This is a genomic window from Streptomyces sp. NPDC002784, from assembly GCF_053592135.1.
The window spans coordinates 1-24,428 of record NZ_JBSFVD010000026.1 but is presented as its reverse complement, the minus strand read 5'-3'; the positions used below and the strand labels follow the sequence as shown (position 1 = coordinate 24,428).

Genomic DNA, 24,428 nt, shown 5'->3' with positions numbered 1-24,428 from the left:
GTAACTGCCTGGCTGGAAATCGACGGTGTGGCCGAGAGTGGAGGATGGGGCCGGTGGGACCACCGGGTCAAGAGGTCGTACCGGGGCGGATGGGTCGGCGCAGCTCAGCGGCCCAGCTGCTGGCGCACCGCGCGCGGGCGGTTGGTGATGATGGCGTCGACGCCGAGCTCCGCGCAGAGGGCGACGTCCTCGGGCTCGTTCACCGTCCAGACGTGCACCTGGTGGCCGGCGCGCTTCAGGCGCTCGATGTACGCGGGGTGATTGCGCACGATCCGGATCGACGGGCCCGCGATCCGTACCCCCGCAGGCAGCCGTCCGTCGCGCAGCCGGGGCGAGACGAACTGCATCAGATAGACCGTCGGCAGGGTCGGCGAGGAGGCACGCACGCGGTGCAGCGAGCGCGCGGAGAAGCTCATCACGCGGACCGTGGAGGCGTCGGCGGCGGCCGGGGAGTCCAGGCCGAACCGCTTCAGCAGGTGCAGCAGCCGCTCCTCGACCTGGCCCGCCCAGCGGGTGGGGTGCTTGGTCTCGATGGCCAGCTCCACCGGCCGTCCGGCGTCGGCGACCAGTTCCAGCAGGCGTTCCAGGGTGAGGACGGAGGTGTCCTGCGGGTCCTCCGGGCGGACCTCCCAGTCCGGATCCTCGTCCCGGTTCCGCCAGGAGTCGCCCCTCTTCCAGGAGCCGAAGTCCAGCGCGGCGAGGTCGGCGAGCTCCAGTGCGGAGACCGCGCCGCGGCCGTTGGAGGTGCGGTTGACGCGGCGGTCGTGGACGCAGACGAGGTGGCCGTCCGCGGTGAGGCGGACATCGCACTCCAGGGCGTCGGCCCCGTCCTCGATCGCCTTGCGGTACGCGGCCAGGGTGTGTTCGGGCGCGTCCTCGGAGGCTCCGCGGTGGGCGACGACTTGGGGCGTGGGCCGGCGTGCGTGGGTCACCGCGTCATGGTGCCACCGAGAGGGGGTAGGCGTGTCGACGGACGTACGGGAATGTGTCCTTTTCGTCGCACATGGACCATATAAAGAATGACCGCGGACCCACAGGCACCGCTTATGGTGCTCTGACGGCCCGTGGGAAAAGCTGACGGCATACAAAAAGACCAGCACAGCTGAAGCGCACCGGGCCGTCGACACACGTGAACGGGCGTGACCGAGTGCGACCGACAACGACAGCCGTGGATCGAGGAGAAAAGCTGTGAGCACCGAGAACGAGGGCGCCGCGGTACCCCCGGCCCCGTCCGCACCCCCCGTGCCGGTGGACGCTCCCGCTGCTCCGGAGCCGCAGGGCCACCCGGCTTCCGGTACCGGCGCCCCGACCACCCCGCTCCCGCCGGTGCCGCACGGCGCGCCGCCCGCGGGCGCCGCGGGACCGGCCCCGGCACCGGGCACCCCGGCGGCGCCGCAGGGCCCGTCGGCACCGGACGCGTCCTGGCCGCCCCCCGCCGCGGCGGCCCCCGCGTATGCCCACGCCCACCCCGACGCCACCTCCGGCGGTGCCGGGGGATCGGGCACCGTCTGGGGTGCGGCGTACCAGCAGCCGGCGCCCGCGCCGAAGTCCGGCCGACGCGGCGGCCTGCTCGCCGCGGTCCTGATCGCGTCGCTGGTCGCCGGCGGCCTCGGCGGCGGACTCGGCTACACCCTGGCCAAGGACGACGCGACCTCCTCGACCACCGTCGCCGCCTCCGACACCGGCGGTGACGTCAAGCGCGACGCGGGCACCATCGCGGGCGTGGCCCAGAAGGCGCTGCCCAGCACCGTCACCATCGAGGCGGCGAGCAGCAGCGGCGAGGGCGGCACCGGCACCGGGTTCGTCTTCGACACCGAGGGCCACATCGTCACCAACAACCATGTGGTGGCCGACGCCGTCGACGGCGGCAAGCTGACGGCGACCTTCCCGAGCGGCAAGAAGTACGACGCGGAGGTCGTGGGCAACGCCCAGGGCTACGACGTGGCGGTCATCAAGCTCAAGAACGCCCCCTCGGGTCTCAAGCCGCTCACCCTCGGCAACTCCGACAAGGTGGCGGTGGGCGACTCGACGATCGCGATCGGCGCGCCCTTCGGCCTGTCGAACACGGTGACGACGGGCATCATCAGCGCCAAGAACCGCCCGGTGGCATCCAGCGACGGTACCGGCAGCAACGCCTCGTACATGAGCGCCCTCCAGACCGACGCGTCGATCAACCCGGGCAACTCGGGCGGTCCGCTGCTGGACGCCCAGGGCAATGTGATCGGCATCAACTCGGCGATCCAGTCCGCGGGCAACGGCCTGGGCGGCAGCAGCCAGTCCGGCTCCATTGGCCTGGGCTTCGCCATCCCGATCAACCAGGCGAAGGTCGTGGCCCAGCAGCTGATCAAGACCGGCAAGCCGGTGTACGCCAAGATCGGCGCCTCCGTCTCGCTGGAGGAGGGCACGGGCGGCGCGAAGATCACCGAGCAGGGTGCGAGCGGCTCGGAGGCGGTGGAGCCGGGCGGTCCCGCCGCCGACGCGGGCCTCAAGCCCGGGGACGTCATCACCAAGCTCGACGACCGCGTGATCGACTCCGGCCCCACCCTGATCGGCGAGATCTGGACCCACCAGCCCGGCGACAAGGTCCAGCTCACCTACGAACGGGACGGCAAGACCCGCACGGTCGAACTGACCCTGGGCTCCCGGGTCGGCGACAGCTGACACCCCCGCCGCCGGGCCCACCCGTTACTCTTGTCCCGCGCCGGACCAACACCGGCGCGGGGAGGCGTGCCCGAGCGGCCTAAGGGAACGGTCTTGAAAACCGTCGTGGCAGCGATGTCACCGTGGGTTCAAATCCCACCGCCTCCGCGCGAGGAGCAGTGCGAACGGCCCCTGACCTGCGGCTTTGGTCGGGGGCCGTGCTCATGTCCGGCTACCGTGACTGCCCGGTGTTCCCCGTGGTTTCGCGCTTGATCGGGCACGACTGGGGCACAGGCGACAGATCCGGCCTGATGCTCGAGGAGAAAAGGGCGCATCTGAGCTTGTTCTTTATCTACCAAGATCTTCCGGGCTTGCCGATGGCGTTCAGGGTCTCGGGGCGTTTGACGGTTTTGCCGACGTCGTAGCGGGGTGCCCGGTGTCTGTTCTTGGCGCCGGGCGGGCGTCCGGGGCCGGCGCCGCGGGGTTTGGGAACGTGTGCCGGGCAGGCGAGGTGAGCGCGGATGTTCCTGAACCCCCGGCGGACCCGGGCCGGGCTGAGCCGGTCCGAGGCGGTGGGTTTCTCCCATGGTCGGCGGAGGTCCGCGGCGAGCGGTCGGGCGAGCCGGAGCTGGGTGTGAGCGACGATCAGGATCCAGGTCCAGCGGTCCGCCGCCTCGGGAGTACGGAGCTTCGGGGTGGTCCAGCCGAGGGTCTGCTTCGCGAAGCGGAAGGTGTGCTCCAGATCGAAGCGACGGAGAAATGCCTGCCAGAAACGATCCACATCGTCCGGGGTGGCGCCGGTCTTCGAGGACCACAGCCACACTGGCGGAGCGTCCCGTTCCTTCGACAGGTGCTCGACCTTCAGACGGATCAACGTGCCTTCGACCAATGGGAGTTCGCCGTCGTGGTCGAGCCAGGCCGAGCGGTGAGTGAGCCGGGGATGGACCCGGTCCCATGCCTGCGTTTCGGCCTTGCCGTAGTTAGTGGTGTCGGTGACCGTGGTGATAGCGGGCTCGGGCCAGGTCTCCGGCTTGGTGAAGCGGAACTCGGGGCCGTGCTTGGGCGGCCGGCCGTTCGTCCCCGGCTGGCGGGGCGGCTTCGGCAGCCGCATGACGCGGTCGGACCGGACCCTGCCGACCAGCTCGACGGGCAGGTCACGCAGGACCCACGCCAGGCGGGTGACGTCATAGCCAGCGTCGCTGACGATCACGATATGCGGGTCCCCGGCCCGCCACTGACCCGCGGTGATGAGCCGCTCCACGACACCCCGCAACTGGGCGGCGGTGACCGCGGTCACGTCGTCCACCGGTCCCAGCCGGACCGCGTCCAGAACCGCGGTCCAGGACGTGGCGCCCGGCTCCAGCACGGCGACGAAGGAGTAGGGCCAGCCCGGAATGAACTGCGACGCCGTCTTCGCACGGCCGTAGACGTGACAGAACAGCCGCTCCGCTGAGCACGGCGCGTCCGAACGCAGCCACGGCGAAACATCGACCGCCAGGACCAGGCGCCCGCCGTCGAAACGCGGCAGTGACAGGCCGGCCAGCACCGCCCGCAGCCCACCGACGTTGATCCGGCCCCGGTTCAGACCGCCGTACATTGCTCCGTGCCCACGACGATGCTCGGGCAACAGCGTCAGATCCACCGGGGACTTCACCGCACCGTCCGCACACAACACCGCGTCCATCAGCTCGAACAACTCATCGCGCCGAGCGGTCAGACACTCGTAGAACTCGCCCCGGAAGCGTGACGCCTCTGCGAACGCTTCCCTCCGGACAGCATCAGGCAGCAGACTCACCCTCACGGCCTTCGTCTTGGTCAGTGCACCTTGGTCGGAGCACATGATCAGACGAAGGCCGCCCCCACATCCGGCGAATCCCCAGGTGAGCGACTCAGTTCGAGACACCGTTCGAGGCCGGAAGAAAAAGAACAAGCTGAGTACCTGTGCTCATGTGTAGTGCCCGCTGCAACCACCATGCTGACCGCATGTACTTAGTGGAGCGTCACCTGCGGATGGGGCGGCAGTGGGCATGAGACGGGCGAATGAGCCGTCAACCGGCCAGCAGATCGGGGTCAGTGTGGCGCTACTCGTCATCGACTTCATGCTCATCGCCTGGTCGGTGTACGGCGTGGGAATGGCGGTATGGGCCGACAGCTACGAAAGCGACGGCGTCGTTCCGTTGAGTGCGTCGCGGGCGGCGTCGCAGGCATTGTGGCTTCTGGGGGGCGGCGCAGTACTGACAGGCGGTGGCCTTCTCGCCCTGGGTTGGCGCGTCCCTGGCATCGTGCAATTGGTCGTCCTCGGAGGCGGGGCGGTGCTGGTCTCCTCACTGGCTGCTGGTGGATAGCGCGCGACTAGCCACGTCAGAAATTCCCACCACCCTCCCCACGCACGCCACTACTTCGGCCGGCACTCACAGGCTGCGCCCCTTCCATCGCACCCGGCGGAGCGGAGCGCAGCCGGGGCTTGGTGACGTGAGGAATCCGTAACAGCCGCGCCGCGCCACGCATCGAAGTCGCACTCCAGGATGCATGGGGCGGCGTCAAGCGTCATTTCGTTGATCTCGACGGGGACGGGGCGGCCTTCGTCCGCGAATGCGATGCGGCAGATGAGGATGACGGGCGTGCCTGCCTCATCCGGCGTGGGCATGCGTCAGCGGATCTCTTCGCGGAAGTACAGGGGCTTGTAGCCGAGTTCGGCAGGCGCGCAAGGGTTCCGCCTGGCCCGGTGTCGTCCTGCGGTGGCTCAGGCCAAGGCTGCTCGGACTCGAGAGCACAGGAACGATGTTGAGGTGACACTCGAATCCGAGCGAGACAACTGCCCCTTAACAGCGGCCCCAGGGGCCTGATCAGGGATTCAAGGCCGGTCCGGTCTGCGGTTGTTGGCTCTGGCCATGTGAGCGTCGGCACCGGGCGAGCCGGGCCTCAGAGGCGGCTCAGGGCCTTACCCAGCTCGTCGATGGTGGGCCGGTCCTCGGGGGCGTGGCTGGGCATCGCGGCGATCAACTCACCGAGCTCGCTAGGTGCTTTCACGGAGCGGCCCTTGGCGTCCGCCGCTGCCTCTCTCTGGATGGGGCGTGGTGCGTTGTCCGGGTACTCGACGGCTCGCCATCCGGTGGCGGAGATGAGCAGGGAGGCACCGAGGGCGTAGACGTCGGCTTCCTGCGTCGGCTCGGCCTTTCCCGTGCCCCGTGCCCCGGGCCAGGCGAGGTCGATGAGATGGGTTCGCTCGGGACCGATGATGAAGTGGGCGGGTTGCACGTCACTGTGTGCCCAGCTCTTGGCGTGGAGTTCGCCAACGCTTCGACGCATCCCAGCGCCACGCTGGTGTGAGGTCCGATGGGCGAGTCCGGTCGGCGGCGGCGCCCCTACAGGTGGTAGAGGTCCGTCCCTCCGTGCCAGGGCTCGCTCTGCCACTGGTGGGCGGGGCAGAGGGAGGCGTGCCCGAGGTCGAAATCCCGGTCCGGCTGCGGTCGCCCAGCCGGGGTATCCGTCTGACCATGCTTGCTCTGGTGTACACCTCGTACAACACCGCGACCACGGTATGGGCCTTCGTGGCCGCCATCATGATCGTGCTGGCGGTGGGGTGGTTCATCCGAGGTCGGCGGTAGGTCCGATACCTGCTTTACGAGATCATTCGGCATTTACTCCAGTGCCGCCCCGCTGGTGGCACGCATGGCCATGTCCGATTACCGTCTATGCGCTACGCATATGCGTCAATACTCTGCGTGTTCATGGGGAAAGTGGTGCGGCTGTACTGGGGATACATGGTGGTTGCTGCCTTGGTTGTTGCTTGGAGCCAGCAATGGGCCCTGTCGGTGATCGTGGCTTTGTCAGTCAGCGTCTCGGCCTATGCAGCCTTTCAGGTGCCGGTCTGGTGCGGAGCGGTTAACCGGGACGGGCAGACCTACTGCCGGAACAACGCTTACGGAGTGCTGATGGGGTGCTCCAAGCGTCAGCACAGGTGGCAGAAGCTCAAAATGATCGTTCTGCGCAGCAAGATGGGGAACGTGAGTCGGTCTGTGTTCCCCACAGCCAAAGAGAAGTTCCATGGCGCTCTCGCTGTAGGAGGCCTGCTGTCTGCTGTTGCCGCAGTGATCGTCCCGGTAATGACCGGCAGTTGAGCGTGCATAGTAAGGGCGCCTGTGCGTGCACCTTGGCTCACGGCCGGTGTTCCGTCAGCCGGGCCGCCGAGGCGATCGTCGCGCGGGCCTCCCGTTCCGTCAGGCCCGTGTCCAGGGCCGCCTCGATCAGGGGGGCGACCAGGGCGGGGCCGATGCCGTCCTCGTAGGCGCGGCAGGCCGCCCAGAAGAGGCGGGTGTTGCGCTGCCCCTCGTGCGCGGCGAGGACGAACTGGACCAGGCCCCGCCCGTGGTCGCCCGCCGACCCCGGCACCGGGCTCTGCGGTGCGCGGGGCGGTGGGAGCAGCAGGCGCAGCAGAGAGGGCGGGCAGGCCGCGGGGGCCAGGTGGGCGGTGCCCGGCGCCGTGCCGTAGACGCCGTGTTCCGTGCGGGAGCCGGGGCCGACGAGGTAGCCGCCGGCGCCGCGGATGTCGATGCCGGGGGCCAGGCGGCCGGCGGAGTTGGGGACGACGACGTCCGCGGGCCCGCTGAGCCAGAGGTGGCGGCCTCCGCTCGGGGTCAGGACGACCACGGTGTCGGGGATGGTGAACAGGTGGCGCAGGGCCAGTTCGCGCAGGGCGGCGGAGTCCGTACCCGATTTGGTGTCGAGGTCGATGCCGATCAGGTGGTGCGGCGGCAGGCCGCACGCGATGCCGTAGCCGGTCGCCCAGGGCGCGGCGGCGAACAGGTCGCGGATCCGCGCGGGGTCCGTCGAGGCGTCGTAGACACCGTGGCCGTAGCGGCCGCATTCGCCGTGGCACGGCGCGGCCTGGGGGTCGTCGCGGTGGGGGGAGCGCAGGGCCGGGAGTTTCGTCCGGGACAGGGGGATGACGGCCAGTCCGCGCTCCGCGGCTGACAGGGCGTGGGCGAGGGCCAGCGTCGTGGCCTGCCGGTCGGTGGTGGCCATGGATCCATGTTCGTACGCGTGTTCGAAAAAGGGAAGAGGGCCCCGCCTCGACGCGCCCGGGGGACCGGATGTCGTCGGCAATGTGCCGGAACGCTTCCCCTCTTGTGCCACTTGGGGCGAGCTGTCCCTACTGCCCTGAGCTGGGCCATCCGAGCGGGCGAAGGGGTTTATCGACTTGTCATCACGCTTGAGGGCGAATCGCGCCGTAAGGGGTGGTTCGCCGGGGATTCGGTGGGCAACTCTGGATTCGCGACGTCGTGCACCACGCCAAGCCGGTCGGCCAACTGCCTTGGCAGCAGCCGTACTTCACGTTCTGGAGGAACAACATGGCAAGCATCCGTACCGCCCGCGTCATCGCCGCCGTCTCCGCCCTGCCGCTCGCCGCCGCCCTCTTCGCCGGTGCCGCGTCGGCGGACAACGGCGCCATCGCGGACGACGGATCGAGCGCGGCCGTCACGAACGCCTGGCAGGGCATTCTCGGCAGTGGTGTGGGCGGCGACAACAGCGGCAACTCCTCCACCACCCAGCAGCAGGCGATCGGCTCCGGCGCCTCGAACCAGAGCAACACCGCCCAGGTCGACGGTTCCGCGTTCACGGCCATCAACCAGGGGAACAGCAACGTGGCCGTCAACTTCACCCCGCTGTGGTGGTGAGCTGAGGGCCGGCGCTCACGACGCCGGTCCCGGTCTCCCGAGTGGTGTGCTCCATGGGGTGTGACACGTCCGCGCGGCGGTGCTACGGCATCGCCGCGCAGGCGTTTCCACTGCTCCCCATGAGGTCTTGACGCGCCATCACATCTGACGGACAGTCAGGAATCGTGAGAGGGGAGGGAGTCGTGCACACCGAAGAGGAACTGACCGAGCGGCTCAAGGGCTTCGAGGGGCGGCCCGCCGCCACCCGGGCCACCGGCAAGGACCCCGTCAACCTGCCCATGATCCGCCACTGGTGCGAGGCCCTGGGCGACACCAACCCGGCGTACACGGGCCCCGACGCCATCGCCCCGCCCACCATGCTCCAGGCCTGGACGATGGGCGGCCTCCTCGGTCGTACGGGCCGTTCGACGGCGTACGACGGCCTGCTCGGCCTGCTCGACGCGGCGGGCTGCACCTCGGTCGTCGCCACCGACTGCGAGCAGGAGTACCTGCGCCCCCTGCGCCCCGGCGACGAGATCACCTTCGACACCGTCATCGAGACCGTCTCGGACCGCAAGTCCACCAAGCTCGGCACCGGCCACTTCGTCACCACCCGCACCGACGTCCGGGTCGGCCCCGACCTGATCGGCACCCACCGCTTCCGCATCCTCAAGTACGCCCCCGCGGCACGGCAGGCCGCCGGGCCCCCGCGCCCCCGCCCGGTCGTCAACCGCGACAACGCCGGTTTCTGGGAGGGCGTCCGCCGGCACCGCCTCCTCCTCCAGCGCTGCACGGCCTGCGGCACCCCGCGGCACCCCTGGCTGCCCGGCTGCAACGCCTGCGGCGGCCTCGGCTGGGACACCGTGGAGGCGAGCGGCGAGGGGACGGTGTACTCGTACGTCGTCATGCACCACCCGCCCTTCCCGGCCTTCGACCCCCCGTACGCCGTCGCCCTGATCGAGCTGCCGGAGGGCGTGCGGATGCTCGGGAACGTGGCCGGGGTGCCGTACGACAAGGTGCGGATCGGACTGCCGGTGCGGGTCGAATTCCAGGCGTACGACGATGAGTTGACCCTTCCGGTGTGGCGGGTGGCCGCATGAGGACCGGTGAGGAACTGCCGCCGCTGACCGTCCCCGTCACCCGCACCCTGATCGTCGCCGGAGCCATCGCCTCGCGCGACTACCAGGACGTCCACCACGACCCGGAACTCGCCCGGCAGAAGGGCTCCCCGGACATCTTCATGAACATCCTCACCACCAACGGCCTGGTCGGCCGCTACCTCACCGACCACTTCGGCCCCGCGGCCGTGCTCCGCAAGCTCTCCATCCGCCTCGGCGTCCCCAACCACCCCGGCGACACACTGGTGTTGACCGGCCGCATCGAGGAGGTCGACGGCGACACGGCGACCGTACGCGTCGTCGGGACGAACAGCCTCGGCGCCCATGTGACCGGCACGGCCACCGTCACGCTCGCGGGTGCGCCGTGAGCGCGGCGATCGCGGGGATCGGGGCGACGGAGTTCTCCAAGGACTCCGGGCGCAGTGAGCTGCGGCTGGCCGTGGAGGCGGTGCGGGCGGCGCTGGACGACGCGGGGCTGACCCCCGGCGACGTGGACGGGCTGGTCACCTTCACCATGGACACCAGCCCGGAGATCACCGTGGCCCAGGCGGCGGGCATGGGCGAGCTGTCCTTCTTCTCCCGCGTCCACTACGGCGGCGGCGCCGCCTGCGCGACCGTCCAGCAGGCCGTGCTCGCGGTGACGGCCGGGGTGGCCGAGGTGGTCGTCTGCTACCGCGCCTTCAACGAGCGCTCGGGCCGCCGCTTCGGCTCCGGGGTGCAGCGGCGCGAGCCGTCGGCGGAGGGCGCCGCGCTGGGCTGGGCGCTGCCGTTCGGCCTGCTCACCCCGGCGTCCTGGGTGGCGATGGCGGCCCAGCGCTATCTGCACACCTACGGCCTGACCCCCGAGGCCGCCTTCGGCCCCGTCGCCGTCACGGCCCGCCGGTACGCGGCGACCAACCCGGCCGCCTGGTTCCACGGCCGCCCCATCACCCTCGCCGACCACGCGTCCTCCCGCTGGATCGCCGAACCGCTGCGCCTGCTGGACTGCTGCCAGGAGACGGACGGCGGTCAGGCGGTCGTCGTCACCTCGCCGGCCCGCGCCCGCGACCTCCCCCACCCTCCGGCGGTGGTCGCCGCGGCCGCGCAGGGCGCCGCCCGGGGCCAGGAGCAGATGACCGGCTTCCACACCGGCGACCTCACCGGCCTGGCCGAGTCGGGGGTCGTGGCCCGGCAGCTGTGGCGCACGACGGGACTGACCCCCGCCGACATCGACGTGGGGATCCTCTACGACCACTTCACCCCGTTCGTGCTCATGCAGCTGGAGGAGTACGGCTTCTGCGGCCGCGGCGAGGCGGCGCACTTCGTGGCGGAGGAAAGGCTGCCGCTCAACACCCACGGCGGTCAGCTCGGCGAGGCGTACCTCCATGGGATGAACGGCATCGCGGAGGGCGTACGCCAGATCCGGGGTACTTCGGTGAACCAGGTCCCCGGGGCGGCCCGGGTGCTGGTGACGGCGGGGACGGGGGTGCCGACGTCGGGCCTGGTGCTGACGGCGGACGGATGACGCCCGGCGGACGGCGGTGGGAGGACGGCCCCACGAAGGTCCCCTGGGGGTCATCCCGTAGTAGCCCCCGCCTTCTCGTCCACCCTCAGGAGGTGGAGCTGACCCCACCCCTACAACCTGAGGCGGAGTCTGCTTCGGGACCTCCGGCCGATGAGCGAACCTGGTGCCCGCTCCTAGCGTGGAGCCATGACCACTCCCGTCTGCACACGCGCTTCGGACGCCGCCGCACCCAGGGCGCAGAGCCTTCCGTACCCGTCGTTCTCGTCGTACGTGCGGGCCCGCCAGCCGGTGCTGCTGCGGACCGCCAGGTCGCTGACCGCGAACCCGTGCGACGCGGAGGACCTGCTGCAGACCGCGCTCACCAAGACGTACGTCGCCTGGGAGCGCATCGAGGACCATCGCGCGCTCGACGGCTATGTGCGCCGGGCGCTGGTGAACACCCGCACCTCGCAGTGGCGCAAGAGGAAGGTCGACGAGTTCGCGACCGACGAGCTGCCCGAGCCCGAGCCCTGCCCGAGCGGCTCCGACCCGGCCGAGCAGCAGGCGCTGCACGACGCGATGTGGCGGGCGATCATGAAGCTGCCGGCCCGGCAGCGGGCGATGGTCGTCCTCAGGTACTACGAGGACCTCAGCGAGGTGCAGACGGCCGAGGTGCTCGGGGTGTCGGTCGGCACGGTGAAGTCGGCGGTGTCCCGGGCGCTCGGCAAGCTGCGCGAGGACCCGGAACTGGCTCCGTCGCGTTAGCGTCATCCTTTGGTGAGCGCAACGTGACGTGATCGATCACCCTCCCCTAGTGACATACCACGCGGTATGCGCGCAGAATCTCCGCAACCCTTACCACCGCGTAGGCAATGCCGCCCCGGGAGGACCACCGTGCTGAGCACCATGCAGGACGTACCGCTGCTGATCTCCAGGATCCTGGCCCACGGGTCGACGATCCACGGCACATCACAGGTGACCACCTGGACCGGCGAGGCCGAACCGCACCGCCGCTCCTTCGCCGAGATCGGCACCCGCGCGGCCCAGCTGGCGCACGCGCTCCGGGACGACCTGGGCGTGGCGGCCGACGAGCGGGTCGCGACCCTGATGTGGAACAACGCCGAGCACGTCGAGGCGTACTTCGCGATCCCCTCCATGGGCGCGGTGCTGCACACCCTCAACCTCCGCCTCCCCCCGGAGCAGCTGGTCTGGATCGTCGACCACGCCGCCGACCGGGTGGTGATCGCCAACGGCTCCCTGCTGCCGCTGCTCGCCCCGCTGCTGCCGCACCTGAAGACGGTCGAGCACGTGGTGATCTCGGGCCCCGGCGACCGCGGGCTGCTCGCGGACGCGTCCGTGCGGGTGCACGAGTACGAGGACCTGATCGCCGGCAAGCCGACCGCGTACGACTGGCCCGAGCTGGACGAGCGCGCGGCGGCGGCCATGTGCTACACCTCCGGCACCACCGGCGACCCCAAGGGCGTGGTGTACAGCCACCGTTCGGTCTACCTGCACTCGATGCAGGTCAACATGACCCAGTCGATGGGCCTGACCGACCAGGACACCTCCCTGGTGGTGGTCCCGCAGTTCCACGTCAACGCCTGGGGCCTGCCGCACGCCACCTTCATGACCGGCGTCAACCTGCTGATGCCGGACCGCTTCCTCCAGCCGGCCCCGCTGGCGGAGATGATCGAGCGCGAGAAGCCGACGCACGCGGCGGCGGTGCCCACCATCTGGCAGGGCCTGCTCGGCGAGCTGACGGCCAAGCCGCGGGATGTGTCCTCCCTCGGCCAGGTCACCATCGGCGGCTCGGCCTGCCCGCCCTCGCTCATGAAGGCCTTCGACGCGCTCGGCATGCGGGTCTGCCACGCCTGGGGCATGACGGAGACCTCCCCGCTCGGCACGATCGCCCGGCCCCCGGCCCACGCGGTGGGCACGGACGACGAGTTCGGCTACCGCCTCACCCAGGGCCGCTTCCCCGCCTCGGTGGAGGCCCGCCTCACCGGTCCGGGCGGCGAGCGCCTGCCCTGGGACGGCGAGTCGGCGGGCGAGCTGGAGGTGCGCGGCCCGTGGATCGCCGGCGCGTACTACAACGGCCCCGCCGCCGAACCCCTGCGCCCCGCCGACAAGTTCAGCGAGGACGGCTGGCTGAAGACGGGTGACGTCGGCACGATCAGCCCGGACGGCTTCCTGACCCTGACCGACCGGGCGAAGGACGTCATCAAGTCCGGCGGCGAGTGGATCTCGTCGGTGGAGCTGGAGAACGCCCTGATGTCCCACCCCGACGTCGCCGAGGCGGCCGTGGTGGCGGTCCCCGACGACAAGTGGGGCGAGCGCCCCCTGGCCACCGTGGTCCTCAAGGAGGGCTCGACGGCCGACTTCGCCGCCCTGCGCACCTTCCTCGCCGACCAGGCCGGCATCGCCAAGTGGCAGCTCCCGGAGCGCTGGACGGTCATCGAGACGGTGCCGAAGACGAGCGTTGGCAAGTTCGACAAGAAGGTGCTGCGCAGGCAGTACGCCGAGGGCACGCTGGACGTGACCCGGATCTGACCCGCGCCGAAGACAGAGCCGAAGACTGAAGAGCCCCCGGCAACGGCCGGGGGCTCTCTCGTGCGTACGTCGGCTAGTTGGTGCCGATCCGCTAGTTGGTGCCGATCCGCGCCAGCAGATCCACGATCCGGCCCTGCACCTCGGGGCTCGTCGACCGCTCCGCGAGGAACAGCACCGTCTCGCCCGACGCGAGCCGCGGCAGGTCGGCGGGGTCGACGGCGGCCGTGTAGACGACCAGCGGGGTGCGGTTGAGCTGGCCGTTCGCCCGCAGCCAGTCGATGATCCCGGTGGAACCGGCCTGACGGCGGTGCACCTGCATCAGGTCCATCACGACCAGGTTCGGCCGGAACTGCCCCGCCAGCGTCACCGCGTCCAGATCGCTCGCGGCCCGCGCCACCTGCATCCCGCGCCGCTCCAGCGTCGCGGTCAGCGCCAGCGCGATCTCCGCGTGCTCCTCGATCAGCAGCACCCGCGGCGGATGCTGCTCGCTGTCCCGCGGCGCCAGCGCCTTCAGCAGTACGGCGGGGTCGGCGCCGTACGCCGCCTCCCGCGAGGCCTGCCCCAGACCCGCCGTCACCATCACCGGCACCTCGGCGGCCACCGCCGCCTGCCGCAGGGACTGCAGGGCGGTACGGGTGATCGGACCGGTCAGCGGATCCACGAACAGCGCGGCCGGGAACGCCGCGATCTGCGCGTCCACCTCCTCGCGCGAGTGCACGATGACGGGCCGGTAGCCGCGGTCGCTCAGTGCCTGCTGCGTGGTGACGTCGGGCGCCGGCCACACCAGCAGCCGCCGCGGGTTGTCCAGCGGCTCCGGGGGCAGCTCGTCGTCCATCGGCTGCGGCCGAGGGGTGTCCGCGACCTCCACCGCCCCGCCCGGCCCGTCCAGCGGCTCGGGCCCCTCGGCGGCGTTCTCGTCCGGCGCCCCTATGGCGTACGACCGTCCCGTGCCCTCGGTGCCCTGCGCCAGCCGGGACTGCCCGGCCTGCGGATGCGGCCGGGCCGGCTGCTCCGGCTGGGCCGCGCCCGCCGGTTCGGGCCGCGTGCCCAGCTTGCGCCGACGGCCGCCGCCGTTCGTCTGCTGCGGGTTCGTCTGGTGCGGGTTCATCTGATGCGGGGGAGGCGTCGCCGACGGCTGCTGCACCTGCGCCGCCTGCCGCGTGAAGGGCACGCCCTGCCCCAGGGTCCGCACACTGATCGCCCGCCCCTGTGTGGAATTCGGATCCACTGGGGCGGCGGCCTCGGCGGGCAGCGGCTGCGCCGCGCGCGGCGTCTCGGCCTCCGGGGGCAGCGGCGTCCCCTGCGCGTCGGGCGCCGCCTGCACTCGGACCGGGTTCGGGGCTACGGCCGTACCGGCGCCGGAGGTGTCGTCCGCGCCGGGCCACGGCTGGGCGGCGGCGGGGGTGCCCTGGGCCGGGGTGGCGGCCTCGGCGGGCAGCGGGACCGCGGCGGGGGCCTGCGCCTCGGGGTGGTGCGGGGCGGGCGCCCCGGCCTCCGGGACCGGCTGCCCCACGGCCCGCCGACGGCGCCCGGTCGGGGCACTCGTGGGATGCGGCTGCGGCGGCGTGTGGTCGTCGGCCTGATCGTGCGGTACGGCATCGTGGCGCCCGTCGTCGGGGGCGGGGGCCGATGCGGGGGTGAGGTGGGGGGCCGGGGCCGGGGTCTGGGTCTGGGGCTGGGGCGGTACGGGGACCTGGCCGTGAGCCGGAACCGGGCCTTGGCCGTGGGCCGGTACGGGGGTCTGGCCGTGGGTCGGAACCGGGCCGTGGCTGTGGGCCGGTACGGGGGCCTGACCCTGGGCGGGAACCGGAGTCTGGCCGTGGGCGGGAACCGGACCTTGGCCGTGGGCGGGAACCGGGCCCTGGCCCTGCACCGGGCCCTGACCCTGCACCGGCGCCTGCTGCTCCGCCCGGTCCGCGTCGGCCGGCGGCAGGGCGAACACCGTACGGGGGCCCGCCTCCTGCGTGGCCGCGCGCTCGTTCGCGGCCGCCAGCGCCCGCCGCCGGCGCCCGGTCGGCTGCCCGTCCTCAGCTGAGCCCGAATCGATACCCGGGCCGGAGCCAGGACCAGGGAGGGAGCCGGGGCCAGGGCCGGAGAGGGAGTCCGTGCCGGTGCCCCCCTGCGCCGGAATCACCCCGGAGGACACCGCGGGCAACGCCGGAGGCAGCGCGTTCTGTTCACCGGCGTCCCGCCGGGCCCGCCGTCCGCCCGGCGCGGGCACGCCCTGCGGCGGCACCGTGCCGCCCAGACCGGTCCCCGCGGCAGCGGTGCCCGCGGCATGCTCGGCAGCCGTCATCACGGCACCCTCGGACACCCCTGCACCGGCGCCGTCCGCACCGTCGGAGATGCCCGCACCGGCGCCGTCCGCACCCTCGGACATCCCCGCACCGGCGCCGTCCGCACCGTCGGAGACCCCCGCACCGGCGATCTCCGCCGGACGCCCGCGCCGCCGCCCCGTACCGCCGGACACCTCGGCCGGTGCCTGCGCCTGGGCCGGGACGGGCGCCGACTCGGCCGCCCGCCGCCTGCGCCGTCCGGTCGGCGCGGACGCGGGAGCGGACTCGCCCTCGGCGCCGCCCGGCCGCGCGGCCACCTCACTGTCCAGGAAGGCGTCCACAGAGGACCGCCGGGCCCGCCGCCGCCCGCCACCGGAGGTCTGCTCGGCGGCCTCCGCCTCGGCCGGAGGGGCGACCAGGGCGACCTGGGAACCCGGCACCGCCCCGGCGCCGCCGCCGATCGGCACCTCCAGCACGAACGCGCTGCCGCTCATCCCGGGCACCTCGACCGTCTGGAGCACACCGCCGTGCGCGCGCACGATCCCGCGCACGATCGGCTCGTGCACCGGGTCTCCCCCGGGATACGGCCCGCGCACCTCGATCCGTACGACCTCACCGCGCTGCGCCGCCGCCACGACGACCGTGTTGTCCATGTAGCCGCCCGCCGACACGGGCGCGTTGCCGGTCGCGTCGACGCCCGCGACATCGGCGACCAGATGCGCCAGCGCGGTCGCGAGCATCCGGGAGTCGACCTCCGCCTCGATGGGCGGCGCGTGCACGGCGAACTGCACCCGGCCGGGCCCGATGAGTTCGACGGCCCCGTCGACACCGGCGGCGACGACGGCGTCGAGCATCACCTTCGTCCGGGTGATCCCCTCGCTGCCGGTGTCGAGCCGCTGATAACCGAGGACGTTGTCGATGAGGGTGGTGATCCGGGAGTACCCGGCCGACAGATGGTGCAGCACCTGGTTGGCCTCGGGCCACAGCTGCCCCGCGTCGTCCGCGGCCAGCGCCGCCAGCTCGCGGCGCAGTTCGTCCAGCGGCCCGCGCAGCGACTGGGCGAGCAGCGTCAGCAGCTGCTCGTGCCGCCCGGCGAGGGCCTCGTAACGGTCCTTCTCGCGCTCCCCCAGCGCCGCGTACCGCTCCTCGTTGGCGCCGAGTTCCTCCTCGTGCCGCTCCTGGAGCTCCTCCAGCTCGGTCACGTGCTTCTGGCGCAGCGCGGTCAGCTCGGAGGCGTGCTCCTCGGAGAGCCGCTCCAGCTCCTCCTCGTACTGCTTCTCGGCGGCGGCCTTCTCCGCGGCGAGGGCGTCGTAGGGCCGCCGGTCGGTGAAGGTCATCACGGCGCCGACGAGCTGGTCCCCGTCGCGCACGGGAGCGGTGGTCAGGTCGACCGGCAGCTGCTCGCCGCTCTTGGCGAACAGCACCTGCCCGCGCACCCGGTGCTTGCGCCCGGAGCGCAGGGTGTCGGCGAGCGGGGACTCGTCGTACGGGAACGGCGTCCCGTCGGGCCGGGAGTGCAGGACGAGGTCGTGCAGCTCGCGCCCGCCGAGGTCGCTGGCCCGGTACCCCAGTATCTGGGCGGCGGCCGGGTTGACCAGGACGATCCGCCCGTCGGTGTCGGTGCCCACGACACCCTCGGCGGCGGCCCGCAGGATCATCTCGGTCTGCCGCTGCGAGCGGGCCAGCTCGGCCTCGGTGTCGATGGTCCCGGACAGGTCACGGACGACGAGCATCAGCAGCTCGTCGCTGGTGTAGCCGTAACCGTCGTAGGCCTGCTGGCCGTTCTCCAGGTTCGCGGAGGTGACCTCGACGGGGAACTCGCTGCCGTCGGTGCGCCGGGCCATCATCCGGGTCGGCTTGGTCCGCCCGCGCGGGTCCATGTGGTCGGGCCGGCGCATGGAGCCCGGGATCAGCTTGGAGTCGAACTGCGGCAGCAGATCGAGCAGCCCGCGCCCCACCAGCGCGGTGCCCGGGGCCTCGAAGGCCTCCAGGGCGATGGTGTTGGCGTTGACGACGGTCCCGTTGGCGTTGACCAGCACCAACGCATCGGGCAGCGCGTCGAGTATGGCTGCGAGGCGAGCAGCGCCTCGGGATGGCCTGCTGCTCACGAGACGCTTCCCTCCTGTTACCGCACCTTGCCGACCGCTCGGGCCATCTTGCCAACCTGCCCGCGACGTGTCACGCGAGGGAGTCTAAGGGCTGGGGTGGTGGCGGCGGCCCCGGATGAGAGGGAGGTCGCACGACGAAGTGACCCAGAACGTATGAGCGCGTCCGCGAGCCGTCACCGCACCGCCCGCTTGCTTCGCGAGACCTTCGCGGGACTTTTACCCGGCCGCCGCCTCACACCCGGCCGGCCCGCCGCAGGTCGGGCAGGACGGGGACCATCCGGTTCCAGCGGGCGATCTCGCACCCGTCACCCCGGTCGAACCGCGCGTCCACGGGCCGCCCGCGCCAGGTCCCGGTGACATGAGCGGTGGCCGCCCCGCCGTACTGCATGGTGCACACGCTTCCTTCCGGTACGGGGGAGAAGGGGTCCTTGCCCCAGCGGGCCCCGCGGTCGAGGGCCGCGCAGGCGCCGGAGACGTCGGGATGGTCGCCGCCACCGGGGTGGCAGTACAGCTCGTACCGCCCGTCAACCCCGTCCCCGGCGTTCCGCACGGTGACGGTGAGGTGGTCCCCGGAGCGGGCGCCGGCCGGGGGCACGGTGGCGGGGACGGCGGACATGAGGGGAGCGGCGACGCCCGGTACGGCGGGGACGGCGGGGACGGCGGGGACGGCGACGGCCGATCCGGTGACCGCGACGGATCCAGTAGCTACCACCGAGCCGGTGGCGACGACCAGGAACCGGCCCAGCCGGCGGGTACGGGAGGGACGGGGGGCGCGATGGCCGCCGGAGGGGCGGGAGATCTGCAACATGACCTGACTAACGCCCCGCGCCCCGGGACGTTGCGCCCCCGGCCGACCAGCGACAAGGGCTTTGCCCCGCAGGCCGCCTGCCTAGTACCGTGGGGGGCGATTGGTGACACCGCGCTCGTCTGTGTCATCATCGGCACGCACCACTCGCGCTCGCGCGGGCGGCTGTGCTGGAGGCGTCGCCTAGTCCGGTCTATGGCGCCGCACTGCTAATGCGGTTTGGGCCTCAAAGCCCATCGAGGGTTCAAATCCCTCCGCCTCCGCCAGAGATCACGAAGCCCCGGTCACCCGACCGGGGCTTCGCTGTTTTCCAGCCGCTCAGGACGCCTTTTCGCAGCTCACAAGGGGTGCGGCCAATGGATTTCACATGGCGGCGGCAGTCATGTAATGTTCTTCCTGTCGCCGCGAGCGGCCCGGAAGGGCAAGGAGCGACGGGAAAACAGAACAAGCACTCGTAGCTTAACGGATAGAGCATCTGACTACGGATCAGAAGGTTGCAGGTTCGAATCCTGCCGAGTGCACAGCACGTCAGAGGCCCTGTGGATCACTCCACAGGGCCTCTGTCTTTGGTCTTGACGGCAGTGTCTGACGGCAACCGTTATCGCGGGCCGATCAGAGGGCTATGGGGACACCGGCGGGGCCGTCGTCATCGTCCGGTTCGTTGCCGTCACCCCTCAGTGCGTCCCCGACGCGGTCGAAGGCGGACCGCTGGGAGTCGAGCCGTACGAAGGTGTAGATGTCCATGGTCACGCGGATGGAGCTGTGGCCGAGGACTTCCATGATCATGCGAGCGTCGGCCCCCTGCTCGTGGAGCAGCGAGGCGCAGGTGTGGCGCAGGTCGTGGAAGCGGACCCTGCGGACGCCGGCGCGGACACACAGGGCCTCGAAGGAGCGGTTGAGGTTGCGCGGCTCGATAGGGGTCCCGTTCTTCGTGGTGAAGACGAGGCCGTGGCCCGTCCCCTTCCAGGTGGCACCTGCCGCCTTCCGGTCGGCGATCTGCTGGGCACGCTGAGCGCGGAGCGCTGTCACGCACTCGGATGGCAGCGCCACGCGACGGGCCGAACGCTGCGTCTTCGGCGCGACGATCAGCAGCTCGCCGCCCACCCGCTGTAGGGCCTGCCGGACCGTGAGGACGCCTTCATGAAGGTCGACGTCCGACCAGCGCAGCCCCAGCAGCTCACCGCGACGCAGGCCGATGCGGACCGCCAGCTCGTACGCGGCCCAGAGCCGGTTGTCCCGTGCCGCCGCCAGGAGCTGACGCCCCTCCTTGGCTGTGAGGGGTTCTATCTCCCGCTTCGTTCCCATGCTCAGCTCCACGTTCCGGGCGACGTTGCGGGGCAGTTCGTCCTCACGAACGGCGTGCTGGAGAGCGGCACGCATGATCACCAGCAGGAAGCGCACGGTCCGGTCAGAGGGGAGCTTCTTGCAGCACTTGCCGAGGGCGCAGCAACGCCGTTTTGACTCGGGTCGCTTCTTGTCCTTGCCCTGGGCGCAGCACTGGCAGGTGACGGCTGTCTTCGCAAGAAAGGCGCGGATATCGCGGGCAGTAAGTCGGACCAGCTTCTTCCGGCCGAACTCCGGGGTGACGTAGTTGCGGACGAGGGACTCGTAGTTGACATAGGTCGTCCTGCGGACCTTGCCCTGGGCAACGTTCGTCAGCCAGTACGTCAGATACTCGGCGGTGGTCATCTTGTTGGTGGCGACCGGGAGTCCGTTGAGGGAGTCCGCCTTGAGCTTGGTGAGCTTTTCGTGCGCGTCGTCCCAAGTCTTGCCGTAGACGCTGCGCCGCTTGTACGTGCCGTCCGTCGTCAGGACGTAGGCACTGCCCTCCCAGCGGCCGTCCTTGCGCTGGTAGATGGTGCCCTCGTTGTTGGCGTTCTTCTTCGGCTTGGCCATCAGGCGGCTTCCTGCTCGGTCCGGAGGGATACGTAAGCGTCCAAGGCGGCTTCGCTGATGCGGCGGCAGCGGCCGATCTTGAAGGAGGCGAGTTCGCGGGAGCGGATCAGGTCGTGGACCTTCCAGCGGCTGATGCCGAGACGCTCGGCGACCTGGTCCACGGTGAGTACGGCCGTCGTCATGCGGGCAGCAGTCCTTCCTGCTTGAGGCGTTGGGTGTGGGCTATGTCTTGGCGGACCTGGGCGGCTAGGAGTTCCTCGCCGGGGCGGTAGCCGCTGCTGAGGTAGGTCCACGACGAGGCGGTGACGAGGGTGGTCTCGTCGGTGGTGGGGAGGCCGGCGCGGGCACGTGCGGCTTCGGCCTGGGCGAGGCGCCAGGCGCGGCGTACGTCGCGGAGGGCGCCGAGGGTGGTGGAGTAGGCGCGGGACTTGCTGGAGAAGTGGCCTCGGAAGCCGAGCATGTGGGCCCACCTCCAAAGCTTGAGGTCGGCGAATTCCGGCAGGTTCCCGAGGTCCCAGGCGGTGCGGATCATCTGGCGGACGTGCCGTTGCACGGGCAAGGCCCTTATGGGTTCGGCCTGCCCGGTGCCTTCGCAGTCGTCGCACAGGTCGCGGAAGCCGTCGGGACCTCGTACGTAGCCGCGTCCCTGGCAGGGGCGGCACATGAGGGTGCGGTCTACGGTGCCCGCGCCTTCGGCGTTCTTGGTGGCGTACTTGGCGACGTATCCGGCGACCTTGGCATCTGTGAGTTCGCCGTCGCCCAGGGCGGAGATCTGGTCGACCTTGAACCGGTCGCCCCACTTGATCACGCGTTCGCCGATAGCGTCGGACTCGACGGTGAGCCGGGCCCGCTCGACCGCCAGGCCGACCGCGACCTGGAGGACGTCGAAGGTGGCCCAGGTCGGGGGCGGTGTGGTGTGACCGTCGGGTCCGTCGAAGCGGATCACGGCGTGGAAGTGGACCAGGCCGCGCTTCTGGTATTCGGCGACTTTGGCGAAGGATACGCGGAGAGCGGAGTTCAGTGCCTTCTGCGTCATGCCGAGGTGTTCGGCCAGGGCGCGGCGCAGGTAGGTGGTGAATCGCCCCCACAACTGCCCGGCGTGGGCGTTCCAGAGCACGGCGCCGGTGTAGTCGTATGTGGCCGGGTCCAGCGGGGTTCCCAAGGCGGGGTCGTCGTCAATGTGGTGGCTGCCGCAGCCGCAGGGGCGGGCTTTGCCCGTGCTGTCGGTCTTGCGGTTGTGCACGGGGCCGAACGACGGGGCGGTGAGCGTGACGAAGGCGCGGGGGTGATCGCGGACGGTTTCGTCGACGTTCTTGCCGCCGGAGAGTCCGGCCTTGATCAGGTGGTAGGTGTCGGCGGCGTAGACGCGGGAGCAGGCGGGGCAGCGGGAGGCACGGCGGTTGCCGCAGGTGGTGAGGAGGCGTCCGGAGGGCTCGTCTTCGGAACGGTAGGAGCGGACTACTTCCCTGGTCGCCGGGTCGGTGGTGATCGTCCAGCCGTGGAGGTTGACGGGGCTTGTGCAGCCGCGCAGGTCGCGGACCTGTTCGGTAACGCGGTTGAAGTCGTGGGTGTTGGCCAGCTCGATCAGGTCCCGCAGGCCGGGGCTGACGACGTGCCGCAGGTCGAGAGGGCGGCGCATGAGTGGCGGCGTCTCCTTTCTGGGGTCAAGGTGGGGCCCGCGGGCAGTAGCGATTCAGTGCGCTCGGGCTGCTGCCCGCAGGCATGACGGGGTGAGCCCAGGGCGGGCGGGGTGGGGGAGCCGGAGAGGCCGGCGAAGGGTGCGGCCCTACAGGGCAGCGTGGAGGGCAGTGGCCATGGGCAGGCCGATGCCGAGTCGCGTCTTCAGCTGGGCCGGAGTGATCGCTTCTCCGTGCTCGGCGTGGTGGGACGCGGCGATGGAGCGTGCTTCGGTCAGCAGCGGCTCAGGCACCTTGGGCGCTGGCGGGGCGGGAGCCGGGGCGGTGCGCGGAGTCATGGAGGTTGGGACTGGGCCCGGCGCGACGGGCGGTGCCGGATCTGCGAGCGGTGCGGCGGTGGGGGTGAGGGCCGTTGCGGGCTCTGGTTCGGTCTCTTCCGCTTCGGGAGCCGGGGCAGCGGGGCGGGTGACGGTGTGAAAGGCGCGCAGGAGTTGCGGGCCGACCGCGCCCCAGCCGAGCAGCAGCAGGGGAGCCACAGCGTCCACGGCTGCCCGGCCGTAGTGTCCGGCGGCGATGGGTTCGGCGACGTTGAGGGCCAGCGTCAGCAGCCCGGAAAAGTGCATTAGCCGGGTGGCGGCCGTCATCTGTTCGGCGGGCAGACCGCGCAAGGACAGGTAGCGCAAGGCGACCAGCAGGCCGACCACGGAAAGGTCCACCATTGGAGCGATGAGCGGCGCGATCGGTGCGGGGACGCCCAAGCGAAGGGCGAGAGACCAGACGTTCCCGAAGGAGAAGACGAACGCCAGCACGGCAATGACGATCATCACGGCGGTGATGGTGCGCTGAGTGATGCGGTCCTCTGTCAAGGAATTCACCTCCCTTCGGTGCTGTGTGACGGGTGCGTGGGTCGAGGCTCAGGCGGCGTCGGCGTCGGGCTTCTCCAGGTCGACTTCCGTGTCCCAGATGCGCGGGCCCAGGATGGCTTCCAGGAGCACGGAGGGGTCGGCGGTCAGGTGGGCGGTGCTGTCGGCGATGCGGGCTGCGTCGGCGTCGGAGACGTACGGGGTGCGGATGCGGGTGAAGCCGGGCTGTGACTGGTGGTTCATCGAGGCGACGCCGACATAGGTCGGGTCCTGGAGGTTGATCGGATTGGCGTCGGGCCACTCCCGGATCTCCTCCCCCAGAGCGGCGACAGCGGCCTCAGCGGTCTTCTGCGCGAAGCTCAAACCCACTGGGCATACGTCACGGATGAAGGTCGGGATCGCATCGCCGGTGGACTTCTGGGTGGCGAGGATGACGAGCATCCCCACCGAGCGGCCCTTCTTGACCAGGTCCTCGACGAGTCGGGCGTTCTCGGCAGCGAGAGCGGCGAGCTTCTTGGTCTTCGGGTCGCTGCCCTTGTGGTCGCGGAAGTACGTGTGTGCTTCGTCGATGACCAGCACGACCAGCGGCCAGTTCTCCGACGGACCCACATCCCACATGGACTTCACGCCGAGCGCCTTGCGTACCCAGGCCGACCGGAGGCGCCGCAGTTCCACCAGGTCCCTGAAGAGCTTGTTTGCCTCTTCCAAGTCATCCCCGACGAAGGCGAACATGCGCTGTACCCAGTCGGCATAGTCACCTTCGTGTGCGGCGGACACCTTGCCGTCCGCACAGGCGAACTGCACGCGGGGAGAGGGCGCCCAGTCTGAGAGAAGCCGGTTGATCAGGCTCGTCTTGCCGAAGCCGGGAAGGCCGGCCACGGTCACTCCGGGCACCTGCGTGAGGTCTACCGAGACCGGCTGTGCGTACTCGTCCAAGCCCAAGTCCCACCGGGCCGTTTCGTCCGGCACGTCCCCCGTGGGTCGGTGCTCAGTGGCGAGCTTGAGCGGATCGAGCCGCACGCCCCGGATGACGACCTGTCCGGGCTTGTCCTGCGTGATCGCGACGCGCGTGCACTTCCAGGCGTCGGCCAGATGCGGGGCCGCCTTCTGGAACTGCTGCAGGCCCACGCCGGGCAGGCAACTCGCCCGCGCGATCACGCCGTATGGGTCATGCGTGACCTTGAGGGCCGGGATGAGGACGCGAGGCTTGACCGGCTTGCCGTCGGTGTTCGCAAGCGATGCGAGCGCAGTCGGAGTCTTGTCCGTAGCCGCCAGCTTGAGCATCGGCGCGAGCCGCTTCTGAGGTTCCCCCGTCATGCGGGAGGTGCTGATCAGCTGGTCAGCAGGGGTTGATGGGTGTTCAGATTCGTTGGTTCGGCTGTCGCCTGCTCGGCG

Annotated in this window: 20 protein-coding genes, 3 tRNA genes and 2 pseudogenes; 13 read left to right on the top strand and 12 right to left on the bottom strand. The window is 70.9% G+C overall.

Annotated elements, in window-relative coordinates; genetic code table 11:
• Positions 1-104: 104 nt before the first annotated feature.
• Entirely contained in the window at positions 105-932 is an 828-nt protein-coding gene (locus ACWD1Z_RS31255) for a glycerophosphodiester phosphodiesterase (RefSeq protein WP_451123217.1), read from the bottom strand.
• Between the two features lie 256 nt (positions 933-1,188).
• On the opposite strand from ACWD1Z_RS31255, the gene ACWD1Z_RS31250 reads away from it, so the two are divergent.
• Positions 1,189-2,661: a S1C family serine protease gene (locus ACWD1Z_RS31250; RefSeq protein ID WP_451123215.1), complete on the top strand. Its 1,473-nt coding sequence runs from the start codon at positions 1,189-1,191 to the stop codon at positions 2,659-2,661.
• 60 nt (positions 2,662-2,721) lie between these two features.
• Positions 2,722-2,808, top strand: a tRNA-Ser gene (locus ACWD1Z_RS31245).
• 184 nt (positions 2,809-2,992) lie between these two features.
• Here the strand turns inward: ACWD1Z_RS31245 and ACWD1Z_RS31240 are convergent.
• The gene (locus tag ACWD1Z_RS31240) at positions 2,993-4,435 is read right to left on the bottom strand and encodes an NF041680 family putative transposase (RefSeq protein ID WP_451123213.1); all 1,443 of its coding nucleotides are present in this window, start codon (positions 4,433-4,435) and stop codon (positions 2,993-2,995) included.
• Positions 4,436-4,667: 232 nt separating this feature from the next.
• On the opposite strand from ACWD1Z_RS31240, the gene ACWD1Z_RS31235 reads away from it, so the two are divergent.
• Positions 4,668-4,985 (top strand): hypothetical protein, encoded by a 318-nt coding sequence (locus ACWD1Z_RS31235; RefSeq protein ID WP_451123211.1) that lies wholly within the window; start codon positions 4,668-4,670, stop codon positions 4,983-4,985.
• A gap of 158 nt (positions 4,986-5,143) precedes the next feature.
• Here the strand turns inward: ACWD1Z_RS31235 and ACWD1Z_RS31230 are convergent.
• Positions 5,144-5,376: pseudogene (locus ACWD1Z_RS31230) on the bottom strand (GntR family transcriptional regulator); the annotation flags it as partial.
• Positions 5,377-5,562: 186 nt separating this feature from the next.
• Positions 5,563-6,053: pseudogene (locus ACWD1Z_RS31225) on the bottom strand (protein kinase family protein); the annotation flags it as partial.
• A 24-nt stretch (positions 6,054-6,077) separates the two neighbouring features.
• On the opposite strand from ACWD1Z_RS31225, the gene ACWD1Z_RS31220 reads away from it, so the two are divergent.
• Together ACWD1Z_RS31220 and ACWD1Z_RS31215 are read left to right on the top strand one after the other, a co-directional pair.
• Positions 6,078-6,248 (top strand): hypothetical protein, encoded by a 171-nt coding sequence (locus tag ACWD1Z_RS31220; RefSeq protein WP_451123291.1) that lies wholly within the window; start codon positions 6,078-6,080, stop codon positions 6,246-6,248.
• Between the two features lie 123 nt (positions 6,249-6,371).
• Positions 6,372-6,761: a hypothetical protein gene (locus tag ACWD1Z_RS31215; protein WP_451123209.1), complete on the top strand. Its 390-nt coding sequence runs from the start codon at positions 6,372-6,374 to the stop codon at positions 6,759-6,761.
• A gap of 37 nt (positions 6,762-6,798) precedes the next feature.
• On the opposite strand, the gene ACWD1Z_RS31210 is transcribed toward ACWD1Z_RS31215, so the two are convergent.
• Positions 6,799-7,665, bottom strand: a complete 867-nt coding sequence (locus ACWD1Z_RS31210) for a bifunctional DNA primase/polymerase (protein ID WP_451123207.1) — start codon at positions 7,663-7,665, stop codon at positions 6,799-6,801.
• Between the two features lie 326 nt (positions 7,666-7,991).
• On the opposite strand from ACWD1Z_RS31210, the gene ACWD1Z_RS31205 reads away from it, so the two are divergent.
• The 6 genes from ACWD1Z_RS31205 to ACWD1Z_RS31180 all read left to right on the top strand — a co-directional run bounded on the left by ACWD1Z_RS31205 (position 7,992) and on the right by ACWD1Z_RS31180 (position 13,448).
• Positions 7,992-8,318: a hypothetical protein gene (locus tag ACWD1Z_RS31205; protein WP_451123205.1), complete on the top strand. Its 327-nt coding sequence runs from the start codon at positions 7,992-7,994 to the stop codon at positions 8,316-8,318.
• A gap of 182 nt (positions 8,319-8,500) precedes the next feature.
• A complete protein-coding gene (locus ACWD1Z_RS31200; protein WP_451123203.1) occupies positions 8,501-9,397 on the top strand; it encodes a bifunctional MaoC family dehydratase N-terminal/OB-fold nucleic acid binding domain-containing protein in 897 nt (298 codons plus the stop codon).
• Positions 9,394-9,783 carry a MaoC family dehydratase gene (locus ACWD1Z_RS31195; protein WP_451123201.1) on the top strand — a complete coding sequence of 130 codons (390 nt, stop codon included), beginning with the start codon at positions 9,394-9,396 and terminating at the stop codon, positions 9,781-9,783. Before ACWD1Z_RS31200 ends, ACWD1Z_RS31195 begins: the two co-directional genes overlap by 4 nt.
• The gene (locus tag ACWD1Z_RS31190) at positions 9,780-10,919 is read left to right on the top strand and encodes a lipid-transfer protein (protein WP_451123199.1); all 1,140 of its coding nucleotides are present in this window, start codon (positions 9,780-9,782) and stop codon (positions 10,917-10,919) included. The genes ACWD1Z_RS31195 and ACWD1Z_RS31190 overlap by 4 nt, the downstream gene beginning before the upstream one ends.
• A gap of 186 nt (positions 10,920-11,105) precedes the next feature.
• On the top strand, positions 11,106-11,663 hold the full coding sequence (locus ACWD1Z_RS31185) for a SigE family RNA polymerase sigma factor (RefSeq protein ID WP_451123197.1): 558 nt from the start codon (positions 11,106-11,108) through the stop codon (positions 11,661-11,663).
• Positions 11,664-11,792: 129 nt separating this feature from the next.
• Positions 11,793-13,448 (top strand): long-chain fatty acid--CoA ligase, encoded by a 1,656-nt coding sequence (locus ACWD1Z_RS31180; protein WP_451123195.1) that lies wholly within the window; start codon positions 11,793-11,795, stop codon positions 13,446-13,448.
• 91 nt (positions 13,449-13,539) lie between these two features.
• Here the strand turns inward: ACWD1Z_RS31180 and ACWD1Z_RS31175 are convergent, their stop codons facing one another.
• Together ACWD1Z_RS31175 and ACWD1Z_RS31170 are read right to left on the bottom strand one after the other, a co-directional pair.
• Positions 13,540-17,832: a PAS domain-containing protein gene (locus tag ACWD1Z_RS31175; RefSeq protein WP_451123193.1), complete on the bottom strand. Its 4,293-nt coding sequence runs from the start codon at positions 17,830-17,832 to the stop codon at positions 13,540-13,542.
• 232 nt (positions 17,833-18,064) lie between these two features.
• Positions 18,065-18,640 (bottom strand): SSI family serine proteinase inhibitor, encoded by a 576-nt coding sequence (locus ACWD1Z_RS31170; protein ID WP_451123191.1) that lies wholly within the window; start codon positions 18,638-18,640, stop codon positions 18,065-18,067.
• A 169-nt stretch (positions 18,641-18,809) separates the two neighbouring features.
• Here ACWD1Z_RS31170 and ACWD1Z_RS31165 point away from each other — a divergent pair.
• Positions 18,810-18,903, top strand: a tRNA-Ser gene (locus ACWD1Z_RS31165).
• Between the two features lie 182 nt (positions 18,904-19,085).
• Positions 19,086-19,158, top strand: a tRNA-Arg gene (locus tag ACWD1Z_RS31160).
• A gap of 91 nt (positions 19,159-19,249) precedes the next feature.
• On the opposite strand, the gene ACWD1Z_RS31155 is transcribed toward ACWD1Z_RS31160, so the two are convergent.
• The 5 genes from ACWD1Z_RS31155 to ACWD1Z_RS31135 form a co-directional block, all read right to left on the bottom strand.
• Positions 19,250-20,533 (bottom strand): site-specific integrase, encoded by a 1,284-nt coding sequence (locus ACWD1Z_RS31155; protein ID WP_451123189.1) that lies wholly within the window; start codon positions 20,531-20,533, stop codon positions 19,250-19,252.
• On the bottom strand, positions 20,533-20,715 hold the full coding sequence (locus ACWD1Z_RS31150) for a helix-turn-helix domain-containing protein (protein WP_019324615.1): 183 nt from the start codon (positions 20,713-20,715) through the stop codon (positions 20,533-20,535). The genes ACWD1Z_RS31155 and ACWD1Z_RS31150 overlap by 1 nt, the downstream gene beginning before the upstream one ends.
• On the bottom strand, positions 20,712-22,172 hold the full coding sequence (locus ACWD1Z_RS31145) for a replication initiator (protein ID WP_451123187.1): 1,461 nt from the start codon (positions 22,170-22,172) through the stop codon (positions 20,712-20,714). The genes ACWD1Z_RS31150 and ACWD1Z_RS31145 overlap by 4 nt, the downstream gene beginning before the upstream one ends.
• A gap of 147 nt (positions 22,173-22,319) precedes the next feature.
• Positions 22,320-23,036 carry a DUF2637 domain-containing protein gene (locus tag ACWD1Z_RS31140; protein ID WP_451123185.1) on the bottom strand — a complete coding sequence of 239 codons (717 nt, stop codon included), beginning with the start codon at positions 23,034-23,036 and terminating at the stop codon, positions 22,320-22,322.
• 48 nt (positions 23,037-23,084) lie between these two features.
• Positions 23,085-24,428 (bottom strand): FtsK/SpoIIIE domain-containing protein (locus ACWD1Z_RS31135; RefSeq protein ID WP_451123183.1); only part of this gene is annotated, 1,344 nt, incomplete at its 5' end.

What these genes read in the sequence shown, in the direction of transcription:
- ACWD1Z_RS31170 (WP_451123191.1), bottom strand. Translation starts at nt 18,640, where the DNA reads ATGTTGCAGATCTCCCGCCCCTCCGGCGGCCATCGCGCCCCCCGTCCC.
- ACWD1Z_RS31185 (WP_451123197.1), top strand. Translation starts at nt 11,106, where the DNA reads ATGACCACTCCCGTCTGCACACGCGCTTCGGACGCCGCCGCACCCAGG.
- ACWD1Z_RS31205 (WP_451123205.1), top strand. Translation starts at nt 7,992, where the DNA reads ATGGCAAGCATCCGTACCGCCCGCGTCATCGCCGCCGTCTCCGCCCTG.
- ACWD1Z_RS31235 (WP_451123211.1), top strand. Translation starts at nt 4,668, where the DNA reads ATGAGACGGGCGAATGAGCCGTCAACCGGCCAGCAGATCGGGGTCAGT.
- ACWD1Z_RS31215 (WP_451123209.1), top strand. Translation starts at nt 6,372, where the DNA reads ATGGGGAAAGTGGTGCGGCTGTACTGGGGATACATGGTGGTTGCTGCC.
- ACWD1Z_RS31210 (WP_451123207.1), bottom strand. Translation starts at nt 7,665, where the DNA reads ATGGCCACCACCGACCGGCAGGCCACGACGCTGGCCCTCGCCCACGCC.
- ACWD1Z_RS31155 (WP_451123189.1), bottom strand. Translation starts at nt 20,533, where the DNA reads ATGGCCAAGCCGAAGAAGAACGCCAACAACGAGGGCACCATCTACCAG.
- ACWD1Z_RS31145 (WP_451123187.1), bottom strand. Translation starts at nt 22,172, where the DNA reads ATGCGCCGCCCTCTCGACCTGCGGCACGTCGTCAGCCCCGGCCTGCGG.
- ACWD1Z_RS31150 (WP_019324615.1), bottom strand. Translation starts at nt 20,715, where the DNA reads ATGACGACGGCCGTACTCACCGTGGACCAGGTCGCCGAGCGTCTCGGC.
- ACWD1Z_RS31195 (WP_451123201.1), top strand. Translation starts at nt 9,394, where the DNA reads ATGAGGACCGGTGAGGAACTGCCGCCGCTGACCGTCCCCGTCACCCGC.